The 22,728-nt window shown below is 72.7% G+C and carries 15 protein-coding genes; 2 read left to right on the forward strand and 13 right to left on the reverse strand.

The window, feature by feature from the left end; all coding sequences use genetic code 11:
* Window positions 1–75 precede the first annotated feature (75 nt).
* From ABZ924_RS06240 to nrdR, 6 genes are all read right to left on the reverse strand, one after another.
* Window positions 76–993 carry an ADP-ribosylglycohydrolase family protein gene (locus ABZ924_RS06240; RefSeq protein ID WP_361904865.1) on the reverse strand — a complete coding sequence of 306 codons (918 nt, stop codon included), beginning with the start codon at window positions 991–993 and terminating at the stop codon, window positions 76–78.
* A gap of 11 nt (window positions 994–1,004) precedes the next feature.
* Window positions 1,005–1,664: a histidine phosphatase family protein gene (locus ABZ924_RS06245; RefSeq protein ID WP_361904867.1), complete on the reverse strand. Its 660-nt coding sequence runs from the start codon at window positions 1,662–1,664 to the stop codon at window positions 1,005–1,007.
* 72 nt (window positions 1,665–1,736) lie between these two features.
* Entirely contained in the window at window positions 1,737–2,342 is a 606-nt protein-coding gene (locus tag ABZ924_RS06250; protein ID WP_361904870.1) for a YdbC family protein, read from the reverse strand.
* A gap of 32 nt (window positions 2,343–2,374) precedes the next feature.
* Window positions 2,375–3,214: an arylamine N-acetyltransferase gene (locus ABZ924_RS06255; protein ID WP_361904872.1), complete on the reverse strand. Its 840-nt coding sequence runs from the start codon at window positions 3,212–3,214 to the stop codon at window positions 2,375–2,377.
* A gap of 273 nt (window positions 3,215–3,487) precedes the next feature.
* Window positions 3,488–6,373, reverse strand: coding sequence for a vitamin B12-dependent ribonucleotide reductase (locus tag ABZ924_RS06260; protein ID WP_361904875.1), 2,886 nt, complete (start codon window positions 6,371–6,373; stop codon window positions 3,488–3,490).
* 138 nt (window positions 6,374–6,511) lie between these two features.
* Window positions 6,512–7,024 (reverse strand): transcriptional regulator NrdR, encoded by a 513-nt coding sequence (gene nrdR / locus ABZ924_RS06265; RefSeq protein WP_361904878.1) that lies wholly within the window; start codon window positions 7,022–7,024, stop codon window positions 6,512–6,514.
* Between the two features lie 477 nt (window positions 7,025–7,501).
* Here nrdR and lexA point away from each other — a divergent pair, with 477 nt between their 5' ends.
* Window positions 7,502–8,296, forward strand: a complete 795-nt coding sequence (lexA, locus tag ABZ924_RS06270; RefSeq protein ID WP_361904880.1) for a transcriptional repressor LexA — start codon at window positions 7,502–7,504, stop codon at window positions 8,294–8,296.
* A gap of 70 nt (window positions 8,297–8,366) precedes the next feature.
* On the opposite strand, the gene ABZ924_RS06275 is transcribed toward lexA, so the two are convergent.
* The 5 genes from ABZ924_RS06275 to ABZ924_RS06295 all read right to left on the reverse strand — a co-directional run bounded on the left by ABZ924_RS06275 (window position 8,367) and on the right by ABZ924_RS06295 (window position 17,771).
* Window positions 8,367–10,337, reverse strand: coding sequence for an ATP-dependent DNA helicase (locus tag ABZ924_RS06275; RefSeq protein WP_361904883.1), 1,971 nt, complete (start codon window positions 10,335–10,337; stop codon window positions 8,367–8,369).
* Window positions 10,338–10,389: 52 nt separating this feature from the next.
* Window positions 10,390–12,258 carry an IucA/IucC family siderophore biosynthesis protein gene (locus tag ABZ924_RS06280; RefSeq protein ID WP_361904886.1) on the reverse strand — a complete coding sequence of 623 codons (1,869 nt, stop codon included), beginning with the start codon at window positions 12,256–12,258 and terminating at the stop codon, window positions 10,390–10,392.
* Window positions 12,259–12,333: 75 nt separating this feature from the next.
* Window positions 12,334–13,023, reverse strand: coding sequence for a GNAT family N-acetyltransferase (locus tag ABZ924_RS06285; protein WP_361904888.1), 690 nt, complete (start codon window positions 13,021–13,023; stop codon window positions 12,334–12,336).
* A 6-nt stretch (window positions 13,024–13,029) separates the two neighbouring features.
* Window positions 13,030–15,186: an IucA/IucC family protein gene (locus tag ABZ924_RS06290; RefSeq protein ID WP_361904891.1), complete on the reverse strand. Its 2,157-nt coding sequence runs from the start codon at window positions 15,184–15,186 to the stop codon at window positions 13,030–13,032.
* A gap of 1,307 nt (window positions 15,187–16,493) precedes the next feature.
* Entirely contained in the window at window positions 16,494–17,771 is a 1,278-nt protein-coding gene (locus ABZ924_RS06295) for a diaminobutyrate--2-oxoglutarate transaminase family protein (protein WP_361904931.1), read from the reverse strand.
* 392 nt (window positions 17,772–18,163) lie between these two features.
* Between ABZ924_RS06295 and ABZ924_RS06300 the strand changes: the two genes are divergently transcribed.
* Window positions 18,164–19,345 (forward strand): hypothetical protein, encoded by a 1,182-nt coding sequence (locus ABZ924_RS06300; RefSeq protein ID WP_361904894.1) that lies wholly within the window; start codon window positions 18,164–18,166, stop codon window positions 19,343–19,345.
* A 121-nt stretch (window positions 19,346–19,466) separates the two neighbouring features.
* On the opposite strand, the gene hflX is transcribed toward ABZ924_RS06300, so the two are convergent.
* Together hflX and ABZ924_RS06310 are read right to left on the reverse strand one after the other, a co-directional pair.
* Window positions 19,467–20,978 carry a GTPase HflX gene (hflX, locus tag ABZ924_RS06305; RefSeq protein WP_361904897.1) on the reverse strand — a complete coding sequence of 504 codons (1,512 nt, stop codon included), beginning with the start codon at window positions 20,976–20,978 and terminating at the stop codon, window positions 19,467–19,469.
* A gap of 206 nt (window positions 20,979–21,184) precedes the next feature.
* Entirely contained in the window at window positions 21,185–22,630 is a 1,446-nt protein-coding gene (locus tag ABZ924_RS06310; RefSeq protein ID WP_361904900.1) for a M1 family metallopeptidase, read from the reverse strand.
* Window positions 22,631–22,728 lie beyond the last annotated feature (98 nt).

The raw sequence follows: 22,728 nt of genomic DNA on the forward strand, positions 1-22,728 counted from the left end.
ATCCGGTCGGCAGCCGACACGCCGCCCCGGGCGCCCTCGAAGACCCGCCGCCGAGCGACGCCCGGGCCGCCCGTGCTAGACGGCCGGGGTCCCGGGCAGCCAGTCCGGGAGCGACTCCGTCCGGGCCAGCCAGGCAGCCGGCAGGGCGGTTTCCCCGCACGCGCCCAGCACCCCGCCGACGATCGCGCAGGTGGTGTCCACATCGCCGCCCACCTGCGCGGTGGTCCAGAACGCCCGCTCGAAGTCGTCCAGCGAGCGCGCCGCCGACCACAGCGCGAACGGCACGGTGTCGTGCGCGCTGGTGCGCCGGCCGCAGCCGAGCACCGCCGCCACGGTGGTCGCGTCCCCGTAGTCCAGCATGTCCCGAGCCCGCCGCAGCCCCGCGCCGACCGCGCTGCGCGGTACCAGGGCGATCACGTTGTCCAGCAGGTCGGCGGCGGTGGGCGGGCCCAGCGGATCCGCCGCGAACGCCGCCGCCGCGGCGACGGCCATCGCCCCGCAGACCGCCTCGCGGTGCTGGTGGGTGGTGTAGGCGGAGATCTCCGCCTGGTGCGTGGCCTGCTCCGGGTCGTCGGCGTACCAGGCGCCCAGCGGCGCGATGCGCATGGCCGCGCCGTTGCCCCAGGAGCCCTGCCCGTTGAACAGTTCGGCGGCCAGGGTGCGCCAGTCCTCACCCTCGCGGATGAGGCGGAGCATCCGGTTCACGGCGGGACCGTAGCCGCGGTCGAAGTCGTGGTGGTGGGCGAAGGAGTTGGCGAGGGCGTCCTGGTCGATGCGTCCGTGCTCGGCGAGGACCGCGACCACCGAGCAGGCCATCTCGGTGTCGTCGGTCCACTGCCAGGTCCCGGCGCCGGCGGGCAGCTCGCGGCGCTTGAGCAGCGGGTAGTTCACGGGAACGAAGTACTGGGAGCCAAGGGCGTCTCCCAGGGCCAGCCCGCGGAGGCTGGACAGGGCGCGTGCGTAGCGCCTTTCGGAAGAGGAGTCAGCGGTCATCGCGCGTCACTTTAGCCGTCCAGGTCATAAGGCTCGGGTGTGGTCCACCGCTCAAACGGGCGGTCCATCCGGTAGCGGCCGTCCGGTCCGAGCAGCAGCATGCGGTACTCGCCGTTGCCCGGATTGGACAGGGCCTCGAATTCGGCCACCGACCAGTGGAACCAGCGCATGCAGAACAGCCGCATGGTCAGTCCGTGCGTCACGAGCAGCACGTTCGGCGGGTGGTCCGGCGCCTCGAAGCTGCGGTGGAGGCTCTCCAGGAAGGAGCCCACCCGGTCGTAGACGTCGGCGCCCGACTCGCCTTGGGCGAAGCGGTAGAAGAAGTGGCCGTAGGCGTCGCGGTACGCCTTCTGCAGGCGCACGTCGTCGCGGTCCTGCCAGTTCCCCCAGTCCTGCTCGCGCAGCCTGGGCTCCTCGCGCACCCGGACGCGCGCGGGGTCGAGCCGCAGTTCCCGGAAGGTCTGCAGGGTCCGGCGGTAGGGGGAGACGTAAGCGCTGATGTGCTCCTCGCCGAAGAGCTCGCGCAGCCGTTCGCCGGCCTGCGCGGCCTGCTCGCGGCCGCGCCGGGTCAGCCGCAGGGCGTGGTCCGGCTCCCGCTCGTACACCGTGTCGTCGACATTGCCCTCCGATTCCCCGTGCCGGACAAGGACGATGCGCCGTGGTCGTACCATCCCACGACCCTATGCGGCCATCGGCACGCCCTGCATCCGGGCGCGCCGATCAGCCTGCCGCTCTTCGTACGGTCATACCGTCCAGGCCGATTCGAGGTCGACGACGTCACCGGTGAGGGCCTCGACGTCGGCCTCGGTCTGCGCGCGCAGGCCGAGGCGCTCGACCCGCTCCTGGCGGTACTTGCCGTGCTCGGCGGCCGCGTGCCACATGGACAGCACCAGGAACTCCCGGCCGGGGGCCTCCCCGAAGAGCCCGCGGATCATGCCGGGCGACCCGGCCATGGCCGGGTTCCACACCTTCTCCTGCATGAGGGCGAAGTGGTCCACGCGGCCCTCCCGCACGCGGGTGTGGGCCACGCGGACGACGTCGGCATCGGTGAAGCGCGGCTCGAAGCCGGTCTTCACGTCGAAGCGGTGGTCGAAGAGGGTGACCCGGGCGTTCGTGTACGTGCCGGTCTGTGCGGCAGCCAGCCGGTCGTACGAGCGCGCCATGAACGAGTCGTAGAAGGAACGGCTCTCCCAGAACGCGAAAACATGCGCGACCCCCTGCCTCCCCCTGCTCCAGCCGCCGCCCTGCCCCCGGAATCCCGGCTCGCCAGGCAGCCCCGCCCATTTGCGCTGCCCGCGCTCGAACCCGCGTCGGTCCGTCACCGTGCAGCGAATCCACTTGACCAGCACGGCGTCATGGTACGGGCCCGGCGCGGCCGCGGTCAGTCCCCGGCGCGGTTGATGCGTGCCAGGTCCTCCGCGTCCCGCCCGGACAGTCGAAGTCCGAACTCCCGGTCGAGTACGGCGAGGAGCTCACCGGGGGCGACGGGCTCGGTCTCGGTGCGCCCGTCGGGATACAGCCGGGTGAGCTCGCTGCCGACGAGCGCCGTGCGGACGGTGTCGCCCGGCTGCTGCACGATGACCTGCCCGATGAAGGCGGAGCGGGGGTGGGAGGAGCTGTAGTGGTTGAGCAGGACGTAGTCGACGGGGTGGTAGCGCTGCGGGGAGAAGGCGTACAGGTCCCGCCAGGTCCCGCCGCGCAGCATGGACAGCGTGAGGATGCCGTCCTCCTCCTCGCGCACGGCGTACGTCCACTCCCCCTGCACCCGTTCGGTTCCCGGGCGCGTGAGCGGGACCGGCTCGCGCGGGCCCTGGTGGCCGAACCCCGCGTCGCACAGCCAGGGTTCACCCTCCACGGTGGCGACGAGGACGGCGTGCGTCACCGGCAGGAGCGTGTCGCCCCGGGTGCGGTTGCGGGCGCCGCGCCCGGAGACCTCGAAGCCGATCCGCTCCAGGGCGGCGGCCAGCAGCGAGTTCTGCTCGTAGCAGTAGCCGCCGCGGCGGCCGTGCACGAGTTTGTCCTCGATGGCCTTGACGTCCAGCCCGACGGGGCGGCCGAACAGCACGTCCAGACTCTCGAAGGCGATCGCACCGGTATGGGCCCGGTGCACTGCGTACAACGTCGCGAGGTCCGGCCGGAGTTCCCCGTCGTCCCCGACGGGCCCGTCGTAGCCGATCCGCTCCAGATACGCGTCGAGATCCAGCTCGTCACCGCTCCACATGACTCCCCCGCTCACCTTGTCCCAGGCCAAAACCGCAAGGCGCCGAGCGCGCCCCGCTCCGCACAATGATCGGCATGACGGCCCTGCACACCAACCCGTGGCGGCCCTGGACTGCGTACCCGAGCGCCTGGTGGTCTCGGTGGGCTTCGATCACGCGCCCGGCGCGCCGGATACCCCACTGACGCCGAAGGGGACCGACCACCGGTCGGTCCCCTTCGTCACCGTCTCGCCTACTGACCCGGCTCGCCTACGCGGCTGCCCGGCCGGCGGCGATCAGCTGCAGCCGCTGGTCGAGCCGCAGCCCTCGCAGATGTAGCAGGAGCCGGCGCGCTGCATCTTCGTACCGCAGGAGAAGCACAGCGGGGCGTCCGCGGAGACGCCGAGCTGCATCTCGACGAGCTCGGCACTGGAGTGCGCCGTCTTCGGGGCTGGGACCGGCACGGCCTGCGCCTTCGGGGCCGCGGGGACGGCCGCCAGCGGGGCGGACTGGGCCAGGGACTCCGTGTCGACCTCGTCCTCGAGGGGCTCGTAGGAGCCGGTGTCGAGGTGGCGCTGGCGCTCCTCGGCGGTGTGGATGCCGAGCGCCGAGCGGGTCTCGAAGGGCAGGAAGTCCAGGGCCAGGCGGCGGAAGATGTAGTCGACGATCGACTGCGCCATCCGCACGTCCGGGTCGTCGGTCATGCCGGCCGGCTCGAAGCGCATGTTGGTGAACTTCGAGACGTACGTCTCCAGCGGCACGCCGTACTGGAGGCCGACCGAGACGGCGATGGAGAAGGCGTCCATCATGCCCGCGAGGGTGGAGCCCTGCTTGGACATCTTCAGGAAGACCTCGCCGAGACCGTCGTCCGGGTAGGAGTTGGCGGTCATGTAGCCCTCGGCGCCGCCCACCGTGAAGGAGGTGGTGATGCCCGGGCGGCCCTTGGGGAGGCGCTTGCGGACGGGGCGGTACTCGATGACCTTCTCGACCGCCGCGCGGATGGTGTCCTCGGCCTTCTCGGTGACCTCGGCCTTCTCCTCCTCCTTCTTCTTGGCGGAGAGGGGCTGGCCGACCTTGCAGTTGTCGCGGTAGATCGCGAGCGCCTTGACGCCCATCTTCCACGCCTCGAAGTAGATCTCCTCGATCTCCTCGACGGTCGCCGACTCCGGCATGTTGACCGTCTTCGAGATCGCGCCGGAGATCCACGGCTGGATCGCGGCCATCATGCGGACGTGGCCCATCGGGGAGATGGAGCGCTCGCCCATGGCGCAGTCGAAGACCTCGTAGTGCTCGGTCTTCAGGGCGGGGGCGTCGATCACGTTGCCGTGCTCGGCGATGTGGGCGACGATCCCCTCGATCTGCTCCTCCTGGTAGCCCAGGCGGCGCAGGGCCTGCGGGACGGTGCCGTTGACGATCTGCATCGAGCCGCCGCCGACGAGCTTCTTGAACTTGACCAGCGCCAGGTCCGGCTCGACACCGGTGGTGTCGCAGGACATCGCGAGACCGATGGTGCCGGTCGGCGCGAGGACGGAGGCCTGGGAGTTGCGGAAGCCGTTCTTCTCGCCGAGGCGCTGGACGTCCTGCCAGGCCTCGGTCGCCGCGGCCCAGATCGCGTTGTCCAGGTCTTCGGTGCGCGGAGCCGCCGCGTTGGCGTCGGCGTGCTGCTTCATGACGCGCTTGTGGGCGTCGGCGTTGCGGGCGTAGCCGTCGTACGGGCCGACGATGGCGGCCAGCTCGGCGGAGCGCTTGTACGCGGTGCCGGTCATCAGCGAGGTGATGGAGGCGGCGAGGGTGCGGCCGCCGTCGGAGTCGTACGCGTGGCCGGTCGCCATCAGCAGGGCGCCGAGGTTGGCGTAGCCGATGCCGAGCTGGCGGTAGGCGCGGGTGTTCTCGCCGATCTTCTGCGTCGGGAAGTCCGCGAAGCAGATGGAGATGTCCATGGCGGTGATGACGAGCTCGACGACCTTGGCGAAGCGCACCGCGTCGAAGGACTGCTCGCCCTTGCCGTCGTCGTTCAGGAACTTCATCAGGTTCAGCGAGGCGAGGTTGCAGGACGTGTTGTCCAGGTGCATGTACTCGCTGCACGGGTTCGACGCGGTGATGCGGCCGGACTCGGGGCAGGTGTGCCAGTGGTTGATCACACCGTCGTACTGGATGCCCGGGTCGGCGCAGGCCCACGCGGCCTCGGCCATCTTGCGGAAGAGCGCCTTGGCGTCGACCTGCTCGATGACCTCGCCGGTCATGCGGGCGCGCAGGCCGAAGCTGGTGCCGTTCTCGACGGCCGTCATGAACTCGTCGTTCACGCGGACGGAGTTGTTGGCGTTCTGGTACTGGACGGACGTGATGTCGTCGCCGCCCAGGTCCATGTCGAAGCCCGCGTCGCGCAGGGCGCGGATCTTCTCCTCCTCCTTCACCTTGGTCTCGATGAAGTCCTCGACGTCCGGGTGGTCGACGTCCAGCACGACCATCTTGGCCGCGCGGCGGGTGGCGCCGCCCGACTTGATCGTTCCGGCGGAGGCGTCGGCGCCGCGCATGAAGGAGACGGGACCGGACGCGTTGCCGCCGGAGGAGAGGAGCTCCTTGGAGGAGCGGATGCGGGAGAGGTTCAGGCCGGCGCCGGAGCCGCCCTTGAAGATCATGCCCTCTTCCTTGTACCAGTCGAGGATCGACTCCATGGAGTCGTCGACGGACAGGATGAAGCAGGCGGAGACCTGCTGCGGCTGGGGCGTGCCGACGTTGAACCACACCGGCGAGTTGAAGCTGAAGATCTGGTGGAGGAGGGCGTACGTCAGCTCGTGCTCGAAGATCTCCGCGTCGGCGGGGGACGCGAAGTAGCCGTAGTCCTCGCCGGCCTTCGTGTACGTCTTCACGATGCGGTCGATGAGCTGCTTCAGACCGGTCTCGCGCTGCGGGGTGCCGACGGCGCCGCGGAAGTACTTGCTGGTGACGATGTTGACCGCGTTCACCGACCAGAAGTCGGGGAACTCGACGCCGCGCTGCTCGAAGTTGACCGAGCCGTCGCGCCAGTTCGTCATGACGACGTCACGGAGCTCCCAGCTCACCTCGTCGTACGGGTGCACGCCCGGGGTGGTGTGGATGCGCTCGATCCGCAGGCCGCCCTTGGCGGCCTTGGTCCCCTTGGTGCGGGAACCACGTGCCGAGCTGCTCGCCGTCTCTGTCATGCCGCCTGCCTCCCATATGCGGGCAAAAACGCCCTAAAGTGCCAGCGTTATTCCTGGTCCGCGGCACAGTGCTGTGTCTTGTTACGTTTCTTCGCCTGGCCGAACGGACGGGCCGCGACGGGATGCGCGGCCGCCCGGTCAGTCGGCGGCGGAGGCGGGCACGGGGACCGAACCGGTCCCTCCGGGCCCGCACTCTTCGGGCTGAGGCCGCGGCACGCGCAGTTCGGCGATGGCGGTCTCGAAGTCTTCAAGGGTGTCGAACGCTTTGTACACGGACGCGAACCGCAGGTACGCGACCAGGTCCAGCTCCTGCAACGGGCCGAGTATGGCCAGACCCACGTCGTGGGTGGTCAGCTCGGCGCTACCGGTGGCGCGCACCGCCTCCTCGACCCGCTGGCCGAGCTTGGCGAGGGCGTCCTCGGTGACCGGCCGCCCCTGGCACGCCTTGCGCACGCCGGAGATGACCTTGGTACGGCTGAAGGGTTCGGTCACCCCGCTGCGCTTGATCACCATCAGCGAGGCCGTCTCCACCGTCGTGAAGCGACGGGAGCAGTCGGGGCACTGGCGGCGTCTGCGGATCGACGTGCCGTCGTCCGTGGTGCGACTGTCGACGACGCGGCTGTCGGGGTGCCTGCAGAAGGGGCAGTGCATGGTTCCCTCACCCTCCCTCTGGGCACGACTGAATCACCCCGCCAAGCACCGGAACGACGGAGACGGGCTCTGCCGGGGGCCTGTGGAGCAGCCACAAGCATATGCGATCCCGGAGACCTCGCGAGACCCCGGACCACTAGTTCTGGGTGGCCGCGCTCATCCAACCACTAGATCTTGGGTTGTGGTGGATTTGCATCGCTCCGCGTGTCGCCGCGTCCGGTCACCGGACGCGGGGGCCTGCGGTGCCACACTGGGGGCAGGACCGGAAGGCGTCGGCCCGACCGATCCGACCGGGAAGGGTACCGTAAGCGGCGGACGGGCCACCGAACCCGCGTTCGGCCCGCGGATCGTCCATACACCTCTTGATGTGACAACGGCGACCGATCTGCGATTTTTCACTCGAACGTGTGTTTGGCGCAACCTTTCGAAAGCAACTACCGTTGTCCAGCTAGGGAGAACATTTCGAGAGGGGCCGACGTGACCACCACCGCAGACAGTGCCGCCATCACTGCCCAGAACCGCTCCCAGAGCCGACTCGAGCCGGTGCATGCCATGAACGACGCCGCAAGCCCGAACCCGGAGACGGAGGCCCTGCGCCCCGCTCGCTCGCTGCCAGGACGACCTCCAGGCATCCGCGCCGACAGCTCCGGGCTCACCGACCGGCAGCGGCGGGTCATCGAGGTCATCCGGGACTCCGTGCAGCGTCGCGGCTACCCGCCGTCGATGCGCGAGATCGGCCAGGCGGTCGGGCTGTCCAGCACCTCGTCCGTCGCCCACCAGCTGATGGCCCTCGAGCGCAAGGGCTTCCTGCGCCGCGACCCGCACCGGCCCCGGGCGTACGAGGTCCGCGGCTCGGACCAGCCCAGCTCGCAGCCCACCGACACCACCGGCAAGCCGGCCGCCTCGTACGTTCCCCTCGTCGGCCGGATCGCGGCCGGCGGCCCCATCCTCGCGGAGGAGTCCGTGGAGGACGTCTTCCCGCTCCCCCGGCAGCTCGTCGGTGACGGAGAGCTCTTCGTCCTCAAGGTCGTCGGCGACTCCATGATCGAGGCCGCGATCTGCGACGGCGACTGGGTCACGGTCCGCCGCCAGCCCGTCGCCGAGAACGGTGACATCGTCGCCGCCATGCTCGACGGCGAGGCCACGGTCAAGCGCTTCAAGCGCGAGGACGGCCACGTCTGGCTCCTGCCGCACAACTCGGCCTACCAGCCGATCCCCGGCGACGAAGCGACCATCCTCGGGAAGGTCGTCGCCGTACTGCGCCGGGTCTGATCCCGCGCCCCCCATCCAGCTCCGGGACCCACTGCGCCGGTCCCGGAGCTGTCGTGCATCCGGCCTCCGGCTATTTGCCGTCGGCCTTCGCGGCCGCGTCGATGGCCGCCAGCGAGCGGCGCACCTGATTGCGGTCCACCGTGTACCAGAAGTCCGGCAGCGTGGCCTTCAGGAAGCTGCCGTACCGGGCCGTGGCCAGCCGGGGATCCAGAACCGCCACGACACCGCGGTCACCGGCCGCCCGTACGAGGCGCCCCGCGCCCTGGGCCATCAGCAGGGCCGCATGCGTCGCGGCGACGGCCATGAAGCCGTTCCCTCCGTGCTCCTCGACCGACTTCTGCCGGGCGCTCATCAGCGGGTCGTCGGGGCGCGGGAACGGGATCCGGTCCATGACGACCAGCTGACAGCTGGGGCCGGGCACGTCCACGCCCTGCCACAGGGACAGCGTGCCGAACAGGCAGGTCTTCGGGTCCGCCGCGAAGTTCTTGATCAGCTCGCCCAGCGTCTCCTCCCCCTGCAGCAGGATCGGGAAGTCGAGCCGGGTGCGGAGCTCCTCGGCGGCCGCCTTGGCCCCGCGCATCGAGGAGAACAGGCCGAGGGTGCGACCACCGGCCGCCTCCATCAGCTCGGCGAGCTCGTCCATCATGTCGCCGCGGGTGCCCTCGCGGCCCGGGGTGGCCAGGTGCTTGGCCACGTAGAGGATCCCCTGCTTGGGGTAGTCGAACGGGGAGCCCACGTCCAGGCCGCGCCAGACCGGTGCGTCGTCCGCCTCCACGCCCTCGGGCGAGAGGCCCAGCGAGGCCGCGACCCCGTTGAAGTCCCCGCCGAGCTTGAGCGTCGCCGACGTCAGGACCACCGCGCGGTCCTCGAACAGCTTCTCGCGCAGGAGGCCGGACACCGACAGCGGGGCGACCCGGAGGGTGGCGCCGAAACGGTCGTGGCGCTCGTACCAGACCACGTCGTACTCGGAGCCGAGGGTGATCCGCTCCGCCACGGCATGGATGTTCTCCACGGCGGCCAGCGCCTGCTTGCGGACCGCGTCCTCGTCGTGGACGGACTTGTCCCTGGTCGCCCCGATCGCCGAGATCACGTTGCGCGCGGCGTCCCGCAGGGTCATCAGCGCGTACCGGAGGTCGTCCGGGATCTCCTCCAGCCGGCCGGGCAGGGCCAGCTCCATGACCCGCTCGAAGGACTCGGCGGCGGTCTGCAGGGCGTCGGCCGTCTTCTCGTCGACGAGCTTCGCGGCCCGCTTCACGCCGCGGTTGACCTGGCCGGGCGTGAGCTCACCGGTGGCGACGCCGGTCACGCGGGAGACCAGCTCGTGGGCCTCGTCCACGATCAGCACCTCGTGCTGCGGCAGTACCGGAGCGCCCTCGATCGCGTCGATGGCGAGGAGCGCGTGGTTGGTGACCACGACGTCGGCGAGCTTGGCCCGCTCGCGGGCGGCCTCGGCGAAGCACTCCGCACCGTAAGCGCACTTCGTCGCGCCCAGGCATTCACGGGAGGAGACCGAGACCTGTCCCCAGGCCTTGTCGGAGACGCCGGGCGTGAGGTCGTCCCGGTCGCCGGTCTCCGTCTCGTCGGCCCAGTCGCGCAGCCGCAGCAGGTCCTTGCCCAGCTTGCTGGTCGGGGCGGCGGCCTCGAACTGGTCGAAGAGGCCCTCCTCCTCGTCCTGGGGGGCGCCCTCGTGCAGCCGGTGCAGGCACAGGTAGTTCGAACGGCCCTTGAGCATGGCGAACTGCGGGCGGCGGCGGAGCTGCGGATGCAGCGCCTCCACCGTCCGGGGCAGATCGCGCTCGACGAGCTGGCGCTGGAGGGCCAGGGTCGCGGTGGCCACGACCACGCGCTCGCCGTGCGCGAGGGCCGGCACCAGGTATCCGAGGGACTTGCCGGTGCCGGTGCCGGCCTGGATCAGCCGGTGGGTGTTGTCGTCGATCGCTTCGGCGACGGCTTCGGCCATGGCGACCTGGCCGGGGCGCTCCGTGCCGCCGACGGCGGAGACGGCGGCGTGCAGCAGGTCGGTGAGGGAGGGCTTCGTCATAGCACCTACAACCCTACGGGGCGCCACCGACAGTGACGGCCACCACGGAGATTCATGGGCGATACAAGGGGTTGGGTGCGGTGCCGTGCCGGACCGCCTGCGGGCGCTCGGGCCGGTCGCGGTAGCCGTCCGCGTACAGACGGTTCCGGTTCAGGCAGAGCCGGTCGATGCGCGGGGCGAGCAGGTCGAAGAGCGCGTAGCGCGGGCCGAGCTCGGGGAAACGTTCCCGGTGGCTCATGATCTCCGCCCGTACGAGGGACCAGAACGCGTGCTCCGGGACGCCGAGGCCGTCCTCGCAGAGGGCGGCGAGATAGCGCAGGACCCCGACGAACAGACCGGCGTGGAGGTGCTGGGGCAGGGAGTCCGCGGGCTTGTCGCGCAGCACGGCTCGGACCTCGGCCGGCACGGTGGCGAGCTCGGGCAGCGGCTCGCGGCTGATGTTGACGTCGTCGACGAAGTCCTTGAGGGCGATCCGGACCGGCACGTCCCGCTCGTCGAAGATCACGGCGGTGTTCTCGCCGTGCGGGGAGAAGACGGTTCCGTAGCGGTGGAGGAAGTGCAGGAGCGGCGGCAGGAGCGCGCCGAGGAGCCGTTGCAGCCAGGCGGTGGGGGTGAGACCGGAGCGGGCGACGAGCTCGGCGGTGAAGGACCGGCCGCGGGGGTCGACATGGAGGAGGGAGGCGAGCGTGCGGGCCCGTTCGCCGGGGGCGAGGTGGCTGGTCAGGGGCTCGCGCCAGATCGCCCCGAGAAGCTCGCGGTACTGGTACGGGGCCTCGGGCAGGGCGTCGTACACGGGGTGGCGGACGGTGACCGAGGCGACCTCGCCGAGCAGGACGACCCGGCATTCGTCGCGCAGGAAAGGGTCGGCGTCGCGGAGGGCCCGGAGCCAGGCGGTGACGGCGGGGGCGGCGAGGCAGAGGTCGGGGGGCAGACCGCGCCAGACCATGGTGTTGAGGACGGTGAGCGGCAGCTTGACGCTCAGCCGGTCGGGCCGGGTGAGGTTGAGGAAGGTCCGCACGGACTGCTGCGGGAGGCGTATGTCGGGGTCGGCGGGGAGCGGGACCAGGGCGCCGGAGGCGAGGGCCGGGGCGAAGAGGGGGAGGACGATCTCGTCCCACTGCCAGGGGTGGACGGGCAGGAGGAGGTACGCGCGGGGGTCGAGGCCGCGTTCGCGCAGGGTGCGGTCGAAGGCGGCCCGGGTGACGGGGTCGAGCTCCGCGGCGTAGAGGCGTGCGGGGTCCTCCAGGCCGGCCGTACCGCGGTAGGCGGCCAGGGAGGTGTGGGCGGCGAGCCAGGGCAGCCGCTGGCGGGTGCGGGCCTCGGGTGCCCAGGCGGCGGTGTCGGCGGCGGACAGTCCGGTGCGGCCCTTGTTGAGGACGAGCCAGGGGTGGCCGGTCTGGTGGCCTTCGAGCTCGGCGTGGTCGAGATCGGCGAGGACGTCGGCGGTGAGCGCGGTGTGGGCGATGCGGGCGTCGGCGGAGAGGGTGGCGCTGAGCTCGCGGACCAGGTGGCCGAGGGTGGCGCCGTCGAGGCCGAGGAGCCCGCGGGCGCGGACGAGGAAGGCGAACGGGTCGGTGAAGGCGGTCGGGGGGTCGGTGGAGGGTGCGGGCGGGGTGAGGGTGAGGGTGTCGGGGGCGACCTGCCAGCTGTCGTACGCGCGGCGGCGGGCGCGGAAGCCGAGGCTGCTGCCGTCGTCGAGGGTGAGCTGCCAGGCGTCGCCGGCGGCGGCGGGGGCCGGGACGGGGCTGAGGATCTCCTCGTAGGCGAACTCGCCCAGCATCTTGGCGAGCAGGCGGCGCGAGACGGATTCCCAGGTGGCGGCCGTGAGTTCGGGCGGGGAGCAGGGATGGTGGGGGAAGGGCGCGGCGGCGTCGGGGAAGTGCGGGTCCGGCGAGTCGGGGGCGGCGGAGAAATTCTGCACGGTACTCCTCGGGAACCGGGAACTTTGCTGCGCGGCGCAGAGTTTTCGATGTGAGGCCGCCGTCGGAAGGGGGCGTCAGAGGAGGTTGCGGAGCGCTCGTTCCCGGACCATCAGGGCGGCGCGCTTCGCGGGGAGCTCGATTTCTCCGGCACAGCGGAAGCCGGAGTTGAGGAAGGCCGAGAGGGAAGGGGTGTTGCGGATGTCCGGTTCGGCGATGACGCGGGTGCAGCGCGGGCGGTTGTCGAACACGAGGTCGGCGACGGCACGGAGCAGGGTGGTGCCCAGGCCGCGGCCGCGGTTCGCGCCGTCTCCGATGAGCAGGTGGATACCGGTGTCGTGGGGGCGCGCCGCGTAGTGGCGGGCGATCGGGTCGAGGTCGGCCCGGTAGATCTCCCAGTAGCTCATGGGGATGCCGTCGAGGAGGCCGAGGCAGGGGATGCTGCTGCCGTCGCCGTCGAGCTGGGCCCGCAGGTGGGCCGCAGTGGTGGAGGCGGGGCCGGCGAGCTCCCAGTAGGCGTCCACGGCGGGGTCGTTCATCCAGCCGGTGAGGAGTTCCAGGTCGCGAACGAGGCGGACGGGTTCGAGGCGGAAGGCGCCGACCGGGGTGGCGGTGGCGCTCCATGCGGCCGGGGAGTCGAGCAGGTCGGCTTCCGCGAGCAGGGGCAGCAGCTGGGCGGTCAGGCGCAGTTCGGCGGTGAGGTGCAGGGCGGCGGTGTCGTTCGTGGTGGGGCCGATCGGGGCAGCGGGGGTGTCGGTGGAGGGCATCGGCGCTCAATCGTGGAGGGGGTTGGCGATGGTGACGTAGACGGACTGGGAGTCGACGGGGCCGACGAGTTCGTCGAGGCCGCCCAGGCGGGTGAGCAGGTTCGCCTTGCAGCGCAGGGTGGGTGAGTCGAGCAGCCGTGCGGGCACGGGTCCGAGGGCGCAGGCCTTGCCGAGGAAGCGGCGGAAGGCGGCGAGCAGGACGCGTTCGTCGGCGAGCCGTTGCGATCCGAAGGCCCCGATGAGGCCGAGCACGTTGTTGATGCCGAGGTAGTAGGTGAAGCGTTCGTCGGTGACGGCGTCGGAGACGAAGGTGTCGCTGGCGTCGCCGATGCCGGGGAGCCGGTGCTGCAGTTCCGTGCGGCGGGAGGCGCGGAAGTAGTAGCCCTGGTTGTCGCGGTAGCGGCCGCCGACGGGCCAGCCGGCCCGGTCGAGGATGACCAGGGTGTTCTGCTGGTGGGCTTCGAGGGCGATCCCGGCAAGGGCGTCGAAGGCGAGGACGGGCTGGATGACGTGGTCGAGGTAGCGCAGGAACCACTCGGCGGCGACGGCGGAGGTCGGCCGTCCGGTGGTGGCGGCGAGCCGGGAGACGGTTTCGGCGAGCCGTGAGCGCAGGGTGGCGCGGCCCGGCCAGGGGCGGGGCGCGGTGAGTGCGGCGATGCAGACGGCGTCGTCGTGGGAGCGGAAGGGGTTGTGGCGCAGTACGGCGTCGAGTCCGGGGACCGGGGTGCCGTCCGGGGCGTCGACGGCGACCCAGGCGGGGTCGCGCACGATGTCGAAGCCGGGGTGGGCCGCCTGCCACTGTTCCGCGAGGCCGGTGCGGAGCAGCCGGTGCACCTCGACGCCGCGGTGGAGCTCCTTGCGGAGGTTCTCACGGCGGGAGTTGGTGATGCGCAGGCCCAGGGAGAGCTTGAGCATCGCCGGGGCACCGGGGCGCAGGACGGTGCGCACGGAGGAGGTGGGGTACCAGGGTTCGCCGTACGGGCCGAGGTCGTGGAGGAGTCCGGCGTCGCGGAGGGCGGTGACGGCGGGGCGTTGGAGCAGGTCGCGGGCCTGCCAGGGGTGCAGGGGAAGGGGGGTTGAGCCCTCGGGCAGCGGGAGTCCGGGGGCGAGCCGGCCGAGGAGCTGGGCGGCGGAGACCGGGCGGCCGCGTTCGGTCCAGGCGGAGTCGGTGGCGAGGGCGGCGGGTGCGACGGCGAGCCAGTGCAGGGGGAAGGAGCCGTGGAGTTCGGGTGAGTAGCGGCGTACTTCGGCTTCGGAGAGTCCTTCGCGGCTCTTCGGGTCCGGCTGGAGGGGGTGGCCGAGGAGGAGGGACTGTTCGGCGGTGAGGAAGAGTTCGCCGGCGACGGGTTCGGGCGGGGTGGGCCGTTCGCGCCGGTCGGCGATGAACTCGGCGGTGCGGCGGACCGAGTCGGCGACCCGGGCGACGAGGTCGGTGCCGCCGCGGCCGCCTGCGTTGCCCTCGCGGGCGAGGAGGGAGGCGAGCGTGACGGCGTCCAGGGCCGGGGCGGTGGCGGGTGCGCCTTCGAGCCGGGCCGGGGCGAAGCGGTGCCAGCCGGTCGGGGACCAGTAGCGGACGGCGACGAGCAGGGCGGTGCCGGATGCGGGAAGGGGGATGCGCAGCAGGGTTCCGGCGGGGCCGTCGGGGCGGCCGAGGCCGCTCTCGCGGACCCAGCACCGCAGGAGGTTCTCCACGGCGGCGGCCTCGGCGGCGACGGCCGGATCGCTGTGGTCCAACAGGTCGGGCAGCAGGGCCGGTTCGGGTCCGGACAGGCCGGTGGCGCCGATACGGGGGCGGAGCGTGCCGTGGTTCTGCCGGGGGACCATGGCTCCGGTGGCGGTGGCCGGCGGCGCCTGGGGGACCGCCGGGTCCCCGCCCGGGCCGCCGGCCCCGTCCGGGCCGGCCGGGCGGGCTCCTGCCGGCCCCTGCGGCAGGGCCCCGGCCCCGGGCGCCTGCGGGGCCGCGGCGCCGCCCTGCCCGGCCGCTCCCGCGGCGGTGTCGGCTGCGCCACCCGCGCCGGCGCCGCCTTGCGCCGGGCCGCCGGCCGCTCCCGGGCTGCCGGGCACGGCGGTGGCTGCCGCTCCTGCGGTGCCGGGCACGGCGGTGCCTGCCACTCCCGCGCTGCCGGGCACAGCAGTGGCTGCCGCTCCCGTGCTGCCGGGCATGGCGGTGGCTGGTACTCCCGCGGTAGCGGGCATGGCGGTGTCGACCGCTCCCGGAATGCCGGAGGTGGCGGTGGCTACCGCCCCTGCGCTGCCGGGCACGGCGGTAGCTACCGCCCCTGCGCTGCCGGGCACGGCGGTGGCTGGTACTCCCGCGGTAGCGGGCATGGCGGTGTCGACCGCTCCCGGAATGCCGGAGGTGGCGGTGGCTACCGCCCCTGCGCTGCCGGGCACGGCGGTAGCTACCGCTCCCGCGCTGCCGGGCACGGCGGTGGCTGGTACTCCCGCGGTAGCGGGCATGGCGGTGTCGACCGCTCCCGGAATGCCGGAGGTGGCGGTGGCTACCGCCCCTGCGCTGCCGGGCACGGCGGTAGCTGCCGCTCCCGCGCTGCCGGGCATGGCGGTGGCTGGTACTCCCGCAGTGGCGGGGGTGGCGGTGCCGGCCGCTCCCGCGCCGCCGGAGGTGGCGGTGGCTGTCGCTCCCGCGGTGGCGGGCATGGCGGTGGCTGCCGCCCCCGCGCTGCCGGGGGTGGCGGTGCCTGGTACTCCCGCGGTGCGGGGGGTGGCGGTGCCGGCCGCTCCCGCGCCGCCGGAGGTGGCGGTGGCTGTCGCTCCCGTGCTGCCGGGGATGGCGGTCGGTGCGGGGGCAGCCGGCCGGTCCGGACGCGGCGCCAGGTCGGCCGCCTGGGTGCGGTGGGGCGGCGTGCCGGCCCCGGTCCGGGGGGCGCCGTCGCCCGGAGCCCGCCCGCGGGACGCGGTGTCGGGCCGGATGAGGCTGCCTTCAGCCGGCTCCCGGTCCGTTCCCGGCTCCCCCGCGCCGGAGAGCCGCCCTTCGGCTCCGACGGTCCCCCGGGGCTGGCTGGGAGCCGGGGTGCCGGCCCCGGCCGCGGTGAAGTGGCCGGTAGCCGGCTCCCGGTCCGTTCCCGGCTGCCCTGCGTCGGAGAGCCGCCCTTCAGCTCCGGCGGTCCCCCAGGGCTGCACGGGAGCCGGGGTGCCGGACCCGGCCGCGGGGAGGTGGCCGCTGACCGGACGCTGCGGTCCGGGCGCTGCCGCCTGCCCTGCCGCCGGGGGCTGCGGGAGCGCGGCCGATGGGCCTGCCGGCGGACGTCCCGCCCCCGGCGGCTGGGTGGCGGCCGCAGTGTCGGGGGCTGCTGCGGGCCCTGGCTCCAGGGGCCGGGGGTGCGCAGGCGTTTCGGGGGCTGCCGCACCGCCTGCTGCCGGGGGTTGGGTGGCGGCCGCGGTTGCGGGCGCTGCCGCCGGGGATCGGGAGAGACCGGGCTGCGGGGTGGCGTCGGGCATGGGGGTCCTTGTCAGGGGCAGGGGGATGTGGCGGCGGGGATGGCGTCGGCGAGGCGGTCGAGGACGGCCGCGGCCTGTTCGTCGGTGAGGGTGAGCGGCGGGAGGAGTCGCACGACGCTGGCGTGGCGGCCGCCGAGTTCGACGATCAGGCCGCGCCGCAGGCACTCACGGCGGACGGCCGCGGCCAGTTCGGGGGCGGCGGCCCTGGTCTCGGGGTCGGCGAGTTCGACGCCGAGCATCAGGCCGCGGCCCCGGACCTCCCCGATGCAGGGGTGCTCGGCGGCCAGGGCGCGCAGCTGCGCGAGCATCCGCTCGCCCAGCTCGGCGGCGCGCTCGGCGAGACGGTTCTGCCGTACGTAGGCCAGCGTGGCGGTCCCGGCTGCCATGGCGAGCTGGTTGCCCCGGAAGGTGCCGGCGTGGGCCCCGGGGCCCCATACGTCGAGCTCGGACCGGTACACGATCACCGCGAGGGGGAGGCTGCCGCCGATCGCCTTGGACAGGACCATCACGTCCGGGACCACCCCGGCGTGGTCGACGCCCCAGAAGGCGCCGGTACGGCCGACGCCCGTCTGCACCTCGTCGGCGATCAGCGGGATCCCGCGGGCCTCGGTGATCTCCCGCATCCGGCGCAGCCAGGCGTCGGGGGCGGGCAGGACCCCGCCCTCGCCCTGCACCGGTTCGACGATCATCGCGGCGGGCGCCGGCACTCCGCCCTTGGGGTCGTCCAGCAGGCTCTCGGTCCACCGGGCCCCGAGCCGGGCCCCCTCGGCGCCGCCGATGCCGAACGGGCAGCGGAAGTCCTGCGGGTACGGCAGCCGGGTCACGCGGACCTCCGGGGCCCCGCCCGAGGCCCCGAGGGCTCCGGCGGTCATGCCGTGGTAAGCGCCGGTGAAGGCGAGCAGCCCGGAGCGCCCGGTCGCGGTGCGCACGAGGGTGAGGGCGGCCTCGACGGCGTCGGTTCCGGCGGGCCCGCAGAACTGGATGCGGGCGTCGGCGGCGAGCCCCGCGGGCAGGGTGGCGAACAGCTCGGTGGTGAAGGCGTCCTTCACGGGGGTGGCGAGGTCGAGGACGTGCAGCGGGGCCCCGGAGTCCAGCACGCCGCGGATGGCTTCGAGCACCACGGGATGGTTGTGGCCGAGGGCCAGCGTGCCGGCGCCGGAGAGGCAGTCGAGGTAGCGCCGCCCGTCGGCGCCCTCGATGGTCAGGCCGCGGGCCCGTACCGGGACGATGGGCAGGGAGCGCGCGTAGGTGCGGGCGGCGGATTCCCGCAGGGCCTGCCGGCGCAGGATGCCCTCCGCCGTACCGGGGCCGCCCGGGGCCCTGTTCGGCTGCGGCGGGACCTGCGCCGAGGCCGCGTCCTGCTCGGTCAGCGCCACGCGTGTCGACCTCCCGCACGGATTGCTCCACCGGTTCCGCCGGCTGCCCCGGCTCCGCCGGATTGCGCCTCGGACATCACACCGTCCCCCCATCCCCCGTACGTACCAACGACGATGACGGCGGCGGAACACGGGCAGAGCCAAGATCCTTGTCCGCCGGAGCGGTACGGCGGCCGGCGGGACGGAACCGCGGACCCCGGCTGTGTCGTCCCCAACGGCAGCGGCATAGTGGGGTGCTGCACTCAGCGGCCGGCATTTCACGGCGGTCGCATCCCACGCCCGGAACCACCAGGGGGATTCACGACATGCGACCGAACCGACCGGTCACCGCGATTCTGTGCGCGGCGGCACTCGCGATGACCGCCGCCGCCTGCGGCCCCGGCGACGGGGAGGCCGGCGGAGACGCCAAGCCCACCGTGGCGGCGAGCCTCCCGACCGGAGCCGACGGGACCATCAAGATCCCGGACCAGCTCAAGGACAAGCTCAAGGAGCACGGTTTCGACCTGGAGAAGTGGCGGGGAGGTGAGTGGAAGAACTGGAAGAAGGAGGACTGGCTCCGCGAGGCGGGCGACTACATCAACCCGATCATCGAGGGCCTGTGGGACCCGGACCGCATGCGCGAGGCCGACAAGACCCCGCAGCCTCCGGCCATCGACCCGGACGCCGGCAAGGACCAGGGCGTCACCGACCCCACCCCGGCGCCGGTGACGGCGAAGGCGGCGGGCACGCCGTACCACACGAGCGTCCCGGTGTCGGGCAAGGTGTTCTTCGACGGCCCCGAGGGCTCGATGGTCTGCTCGGCCACCGTGGTCAAGGACCCCGCCCACCCGGGCAAGTCGAACATGGTCTGGACGGCCGGCCACTGCGTGCACGCGGGCAAGGCGGGCGGCTGGTACCGCAACATCGCCTTCGTCCCCTCCTACAACAACCAGGGCAAGCCGGCCGCGCAGCTCAAGGGCGCGCCGCGGCAGGAGGTGGCCCCGTACGGCGTGTGGTGGAGCGACTGGGCGCAGACCTCCGACCAGTGGATCGCGTCGGGCGGTCCGACGGGCGGCGCGGGGGCCCCGTACGACTTCGCGGTGCTGCACGTGACCCCGGAGAAGAGCACGGGCAAGTCGCTGGAGGAGACGGTCGGCGCGGCGCTCCCGGTGGAGTTCAACGCCCCGGCGGTGCCGAAGGTCGCGTCCATCACGGCGACGGGCTACCCGGCGGCGGCCCCGTTCGACGGCCAGAAGGCGTTCCAGTGCACGGACAAGCCGGGCCGGCTGACGCTGAAGGCGAACGACCCGGTGATGTACCGGATCGGCTGCACGATGACGGGCGGCTCCTCCGGCGGCGGCTGGGTGGCCGCGGGCAGTGACGGCAAGCCGGCGCTGGTGTCCAACACCTCGATCGGCCCGGCGAAGGCGGGTTGGCTGGCCGGACCGCGGCTCGGCCCGGAGGCCAAGGGGATCTACGACGCCGTGAGCGCCAAGTTCAAGAAGTAGGCGAAGGACAAAGGGCAAAGGCAAAGGGCCCCCTGCTGCTGCAGGGGGCCCTCGGCGTGTGCGCCCGGTGTTCCGTCCGGCGCTGCCGCTCGGCGTTACCGCTCGCGGTTACCGTCCGCCGTTACCGCTCGGCCGGTACGAACGCGGCCAGTTCCGCCGCCAGTTCCGGGTGGACCCGGGCCTTGAGCAGGGTGCCCTCCGGGGTGTGCTCCTCGGAGATCACCTCGCCCTCGGCGTGCGTACGGGCCACCAGCGAGCCGTGCGTGTACGGCACGAGCACCTCCACCTCGACCGCGGGCCGCGGCAGTTCGGCGTCGATGAGCCGCAGGAGCTCCTCGATGCCGTGCCCGGTACGCGCCGAGACGGCGATGGAGTGCCGCTCGATCCGCAGCAGCCGCTGCAGGACGAGCGGGTCCGCGGCGTCGGCCTTGTTGACGACCACGATCTCGGGGACGTCGACCGCGCCGACCTCCCGGATGACCTCGCGGACGGCCGCGAGCTGCTCCTCCGGGGCTGGGTGCGAGCCGTCCACGATGTGCAGGATGAGGTCGGAGTCGCCGACCTCCTCCATCGTGGAGCGGAACGCCTCGACCAGGTGGTGGGGCAGGTGCCGGACGAAGCCGACGGTGTCCGCCAGGGTGTAGATCCGGCCGCTGGGCGTCTCGGCCCGGCGCACGGTCGGGTCGAGGGTGGCGAACAGGGCGTTCTCCACCAGCACGCCCGCGCCCGTGAGGCGGTTGAGCAGCGAGGACTTGCCGGCGTTGGTGTAGCCGGCGATGGCGACCGAGGGCACCTTGTTGCGGCGCCGCTCCTGCCGCTTGATGTCGCGGCCGGTCTTCATCTCCGCGATCTCCCGGCGCATCTTCGCCATCTTCTCGCGGATCCGGCGCCGGTCCGTCTCGATCTTGGTCTCACCGGGGCCGCGGGTGGCCATGCCGCCACCGCCGCCGCCACCCATCTGCCGGGACAGCGACTGGCCCCAGCCGCGCAGGCGCGGCAGCATGTACTGCATCTGCGCCAGGGCGACCTGTGCCTTGCCCTCTCGGGACTTGGCGTGCTGGGCGAAGATGTCGAGGATCAGGGCGGTCCGGTCGACCACCTTGACCTTGACGACGTCCTCGAGGGCGATGAGCTGGCCGGGGCTGAGCTCGCCGTCGCAGACGACGGTGTCGGCTCCGGTCTCCACCACGATGTCGCGCAGCTCGCGCGCCTTGCCGGAGCCGATGAAGGTGGCCGGGTCCGGCTTGTCGCGGCGCTGGATGACGCCGTCGAGGACGAGGGCGCCCGCGGTCTCGGCGAGGGCGGCGAGCTCCGCGAGGGAGTTCTCGGCGTCCTGCACCGTGCCGGAGGTCCACACGCCGACGAGCACCACGCGCTCCAGGCGCAGCTGGCGGTACTCGACCTCGGTGACGTCCTCGAGCTCGGTGGACAGACCGGCGACGCGGCGCAGCGCGGCACGCTCCGAGCGGTCGAACTGGTCGCCGTCACGGTCTCCGTCGATCTCGTAGCTCCAGGCGACGTCCTCTTCCATCAGGGCGTCGGCCCGAAGGCTCTCGGTGAAGCTCTGCGAGTCGCGCACGTCCTGCTCCTGTGCGTCCCGCGCGTCCTGGGAAGGGGAAGAAGAGGAGGTCATTGGATCCTTACGTCGTTGCGTCGATGTAGGTCGGTGCGCCCGCGGCAGCGGGTGCCGGGCCACAGTACGCGGCCGGGGCGTCGGCCCTGGCCACGGCCTCCGGCCAAGGGGGCTCGCACTGTCACGTCCAACGTGTCGCGCCGCCGGGAGATTCCCTGCGGCGTGCGGCCGGCCCTGTTGATGGTGGCATGCCCGTTCCCCGGGGGTCACATGCTTTTCGGGCCGCCCCATTCGGGGTGCCCGGGCATCGCCGGGGTGGTCTTCCCGTACAGCCAGGGCTTCAGGAAGGGCCCGAGGTCGCGTCCGGCCTCCGCCGAGGCCAGGCGAACGAAGTCCTCGGTGCCGGCGGTGCCGTCCTTGTACTCGGCCACCCAGCGCCGCTCCAGCCGGTCGAAGGCGGGGGCGCCGATCTCCTGCCGCAGGGCGTAGAGCACCAGGGCGGCGCCGTCGTAGACCACGGGCCGGAACAGGCCGATCTTCTCGCCGGGGGCGGCTGGCTTCGGGGCGGCCGGGGGTCCGCCGGCCGCCCGCCACTGGTCGGAGCGCTGGTACGCCTCGCGCATGCGCCGCTCCAGGGAGTACTTTCCGAGGCCGTCGGCGTACAGGGCCTCGTACCAGGTGGCGTGCCCCTCGTTGAGCCACAGGTCGGACCAGGTCCGCGGGGTGACGCTGTCGCCGAACCACTGGTGGGCGAGCTCGTGGACCATGACGGCGTCGACGTACCACTCGGGGTAGCCGTCCCCGCCGAACAGGCCGCTCTCGAAGAGGGAGAGGGTCTGCGTCTCCAGCTCGAAGCCGGTCTTCGCCTTGGCGATCAGCACCCCGTAGTTCTCGAAGGGGTAGCGGCCGACGCGCTGCTCCATCCACTCCACGTGCCCCGCGGTCTTCTTCAGCCAGGGCTCCAGCCGCGCCCGGTCCGCAGCGGGCACCACGTGGCGCAGCGGCAGCCCGTGCGGTCCGGTACCGCCGACGACGGCCGAGTCGCCGATGGAGACCTGGGCGAGCTCGGTGGCCATGGGGTGCAGGGTGCGGTACGTCCACGTGGTCGCGGCGCCCGCCCTGCGCAGCGGCAGCGCCCCGGCCACACCGTTGGCGACGGCCGTCGTGCCGGCCGGGGCGGTGATCCGGAAGGTGAAGTACGCCTTGTCGGCGGGGTGGTCGTTGCACGGGAAGACGCGGTGGGCGGCGTCGGCCTGGTTGGCCATGGCGAGGCCGTCGTCGGTGGGCACCCAGCCGCCGTCGGCGATGCCGCGCGGGTCACTGGTGTGCCGGATGGTGACGTGCAGCGGGCCGCTCGGTACCACCGGGGTCGCGGGGGTGAGGACCAGGTCCTCCCCGACGGTCTCGAAGGTGGCGGGCACCCCGTTGACCTCGGCGGACGCCACCGTTCCGTGGGTGAAGTCCAGGTTGATCCGCTCCAGCGGCTCCAGGGCCCGGGCGTCGATCACGGTGATCGCCTCGAGGGGGCTCAGGTTGTCCTTGTACGTGAGGGACAGGTCGTACGAGAGGACGTCGTACCCGGGGTTCCCCAGCTGCGGGAACAGGGGGTCGCCGATGCCCAGCGGCTTCGGCGGGGGCAGCACGGCGGCGACGAGGGTGAGGGAGGCCGCGGCGAGCAGGGCGGCGCGCAGGCGCGGGGAGGAGAGCTGCATTCCCCACCGCATACCAGCGCCCGCCGCGCGCCCGGGTACGGCGCGCGACGGGTCCACCCGAACGGGACCCCGCGGCGGGCTACGCCTGACGGCCGCGT

The organism is Streptomyces sp. NPDC046876, from assembly GCF_040645035.1.
Classification (GTDB): domain Bacteria; phylum Actinomycetota; class Actinomycetes; order Streptomycetales; family Streptomycetaceae; genus Streptomyces.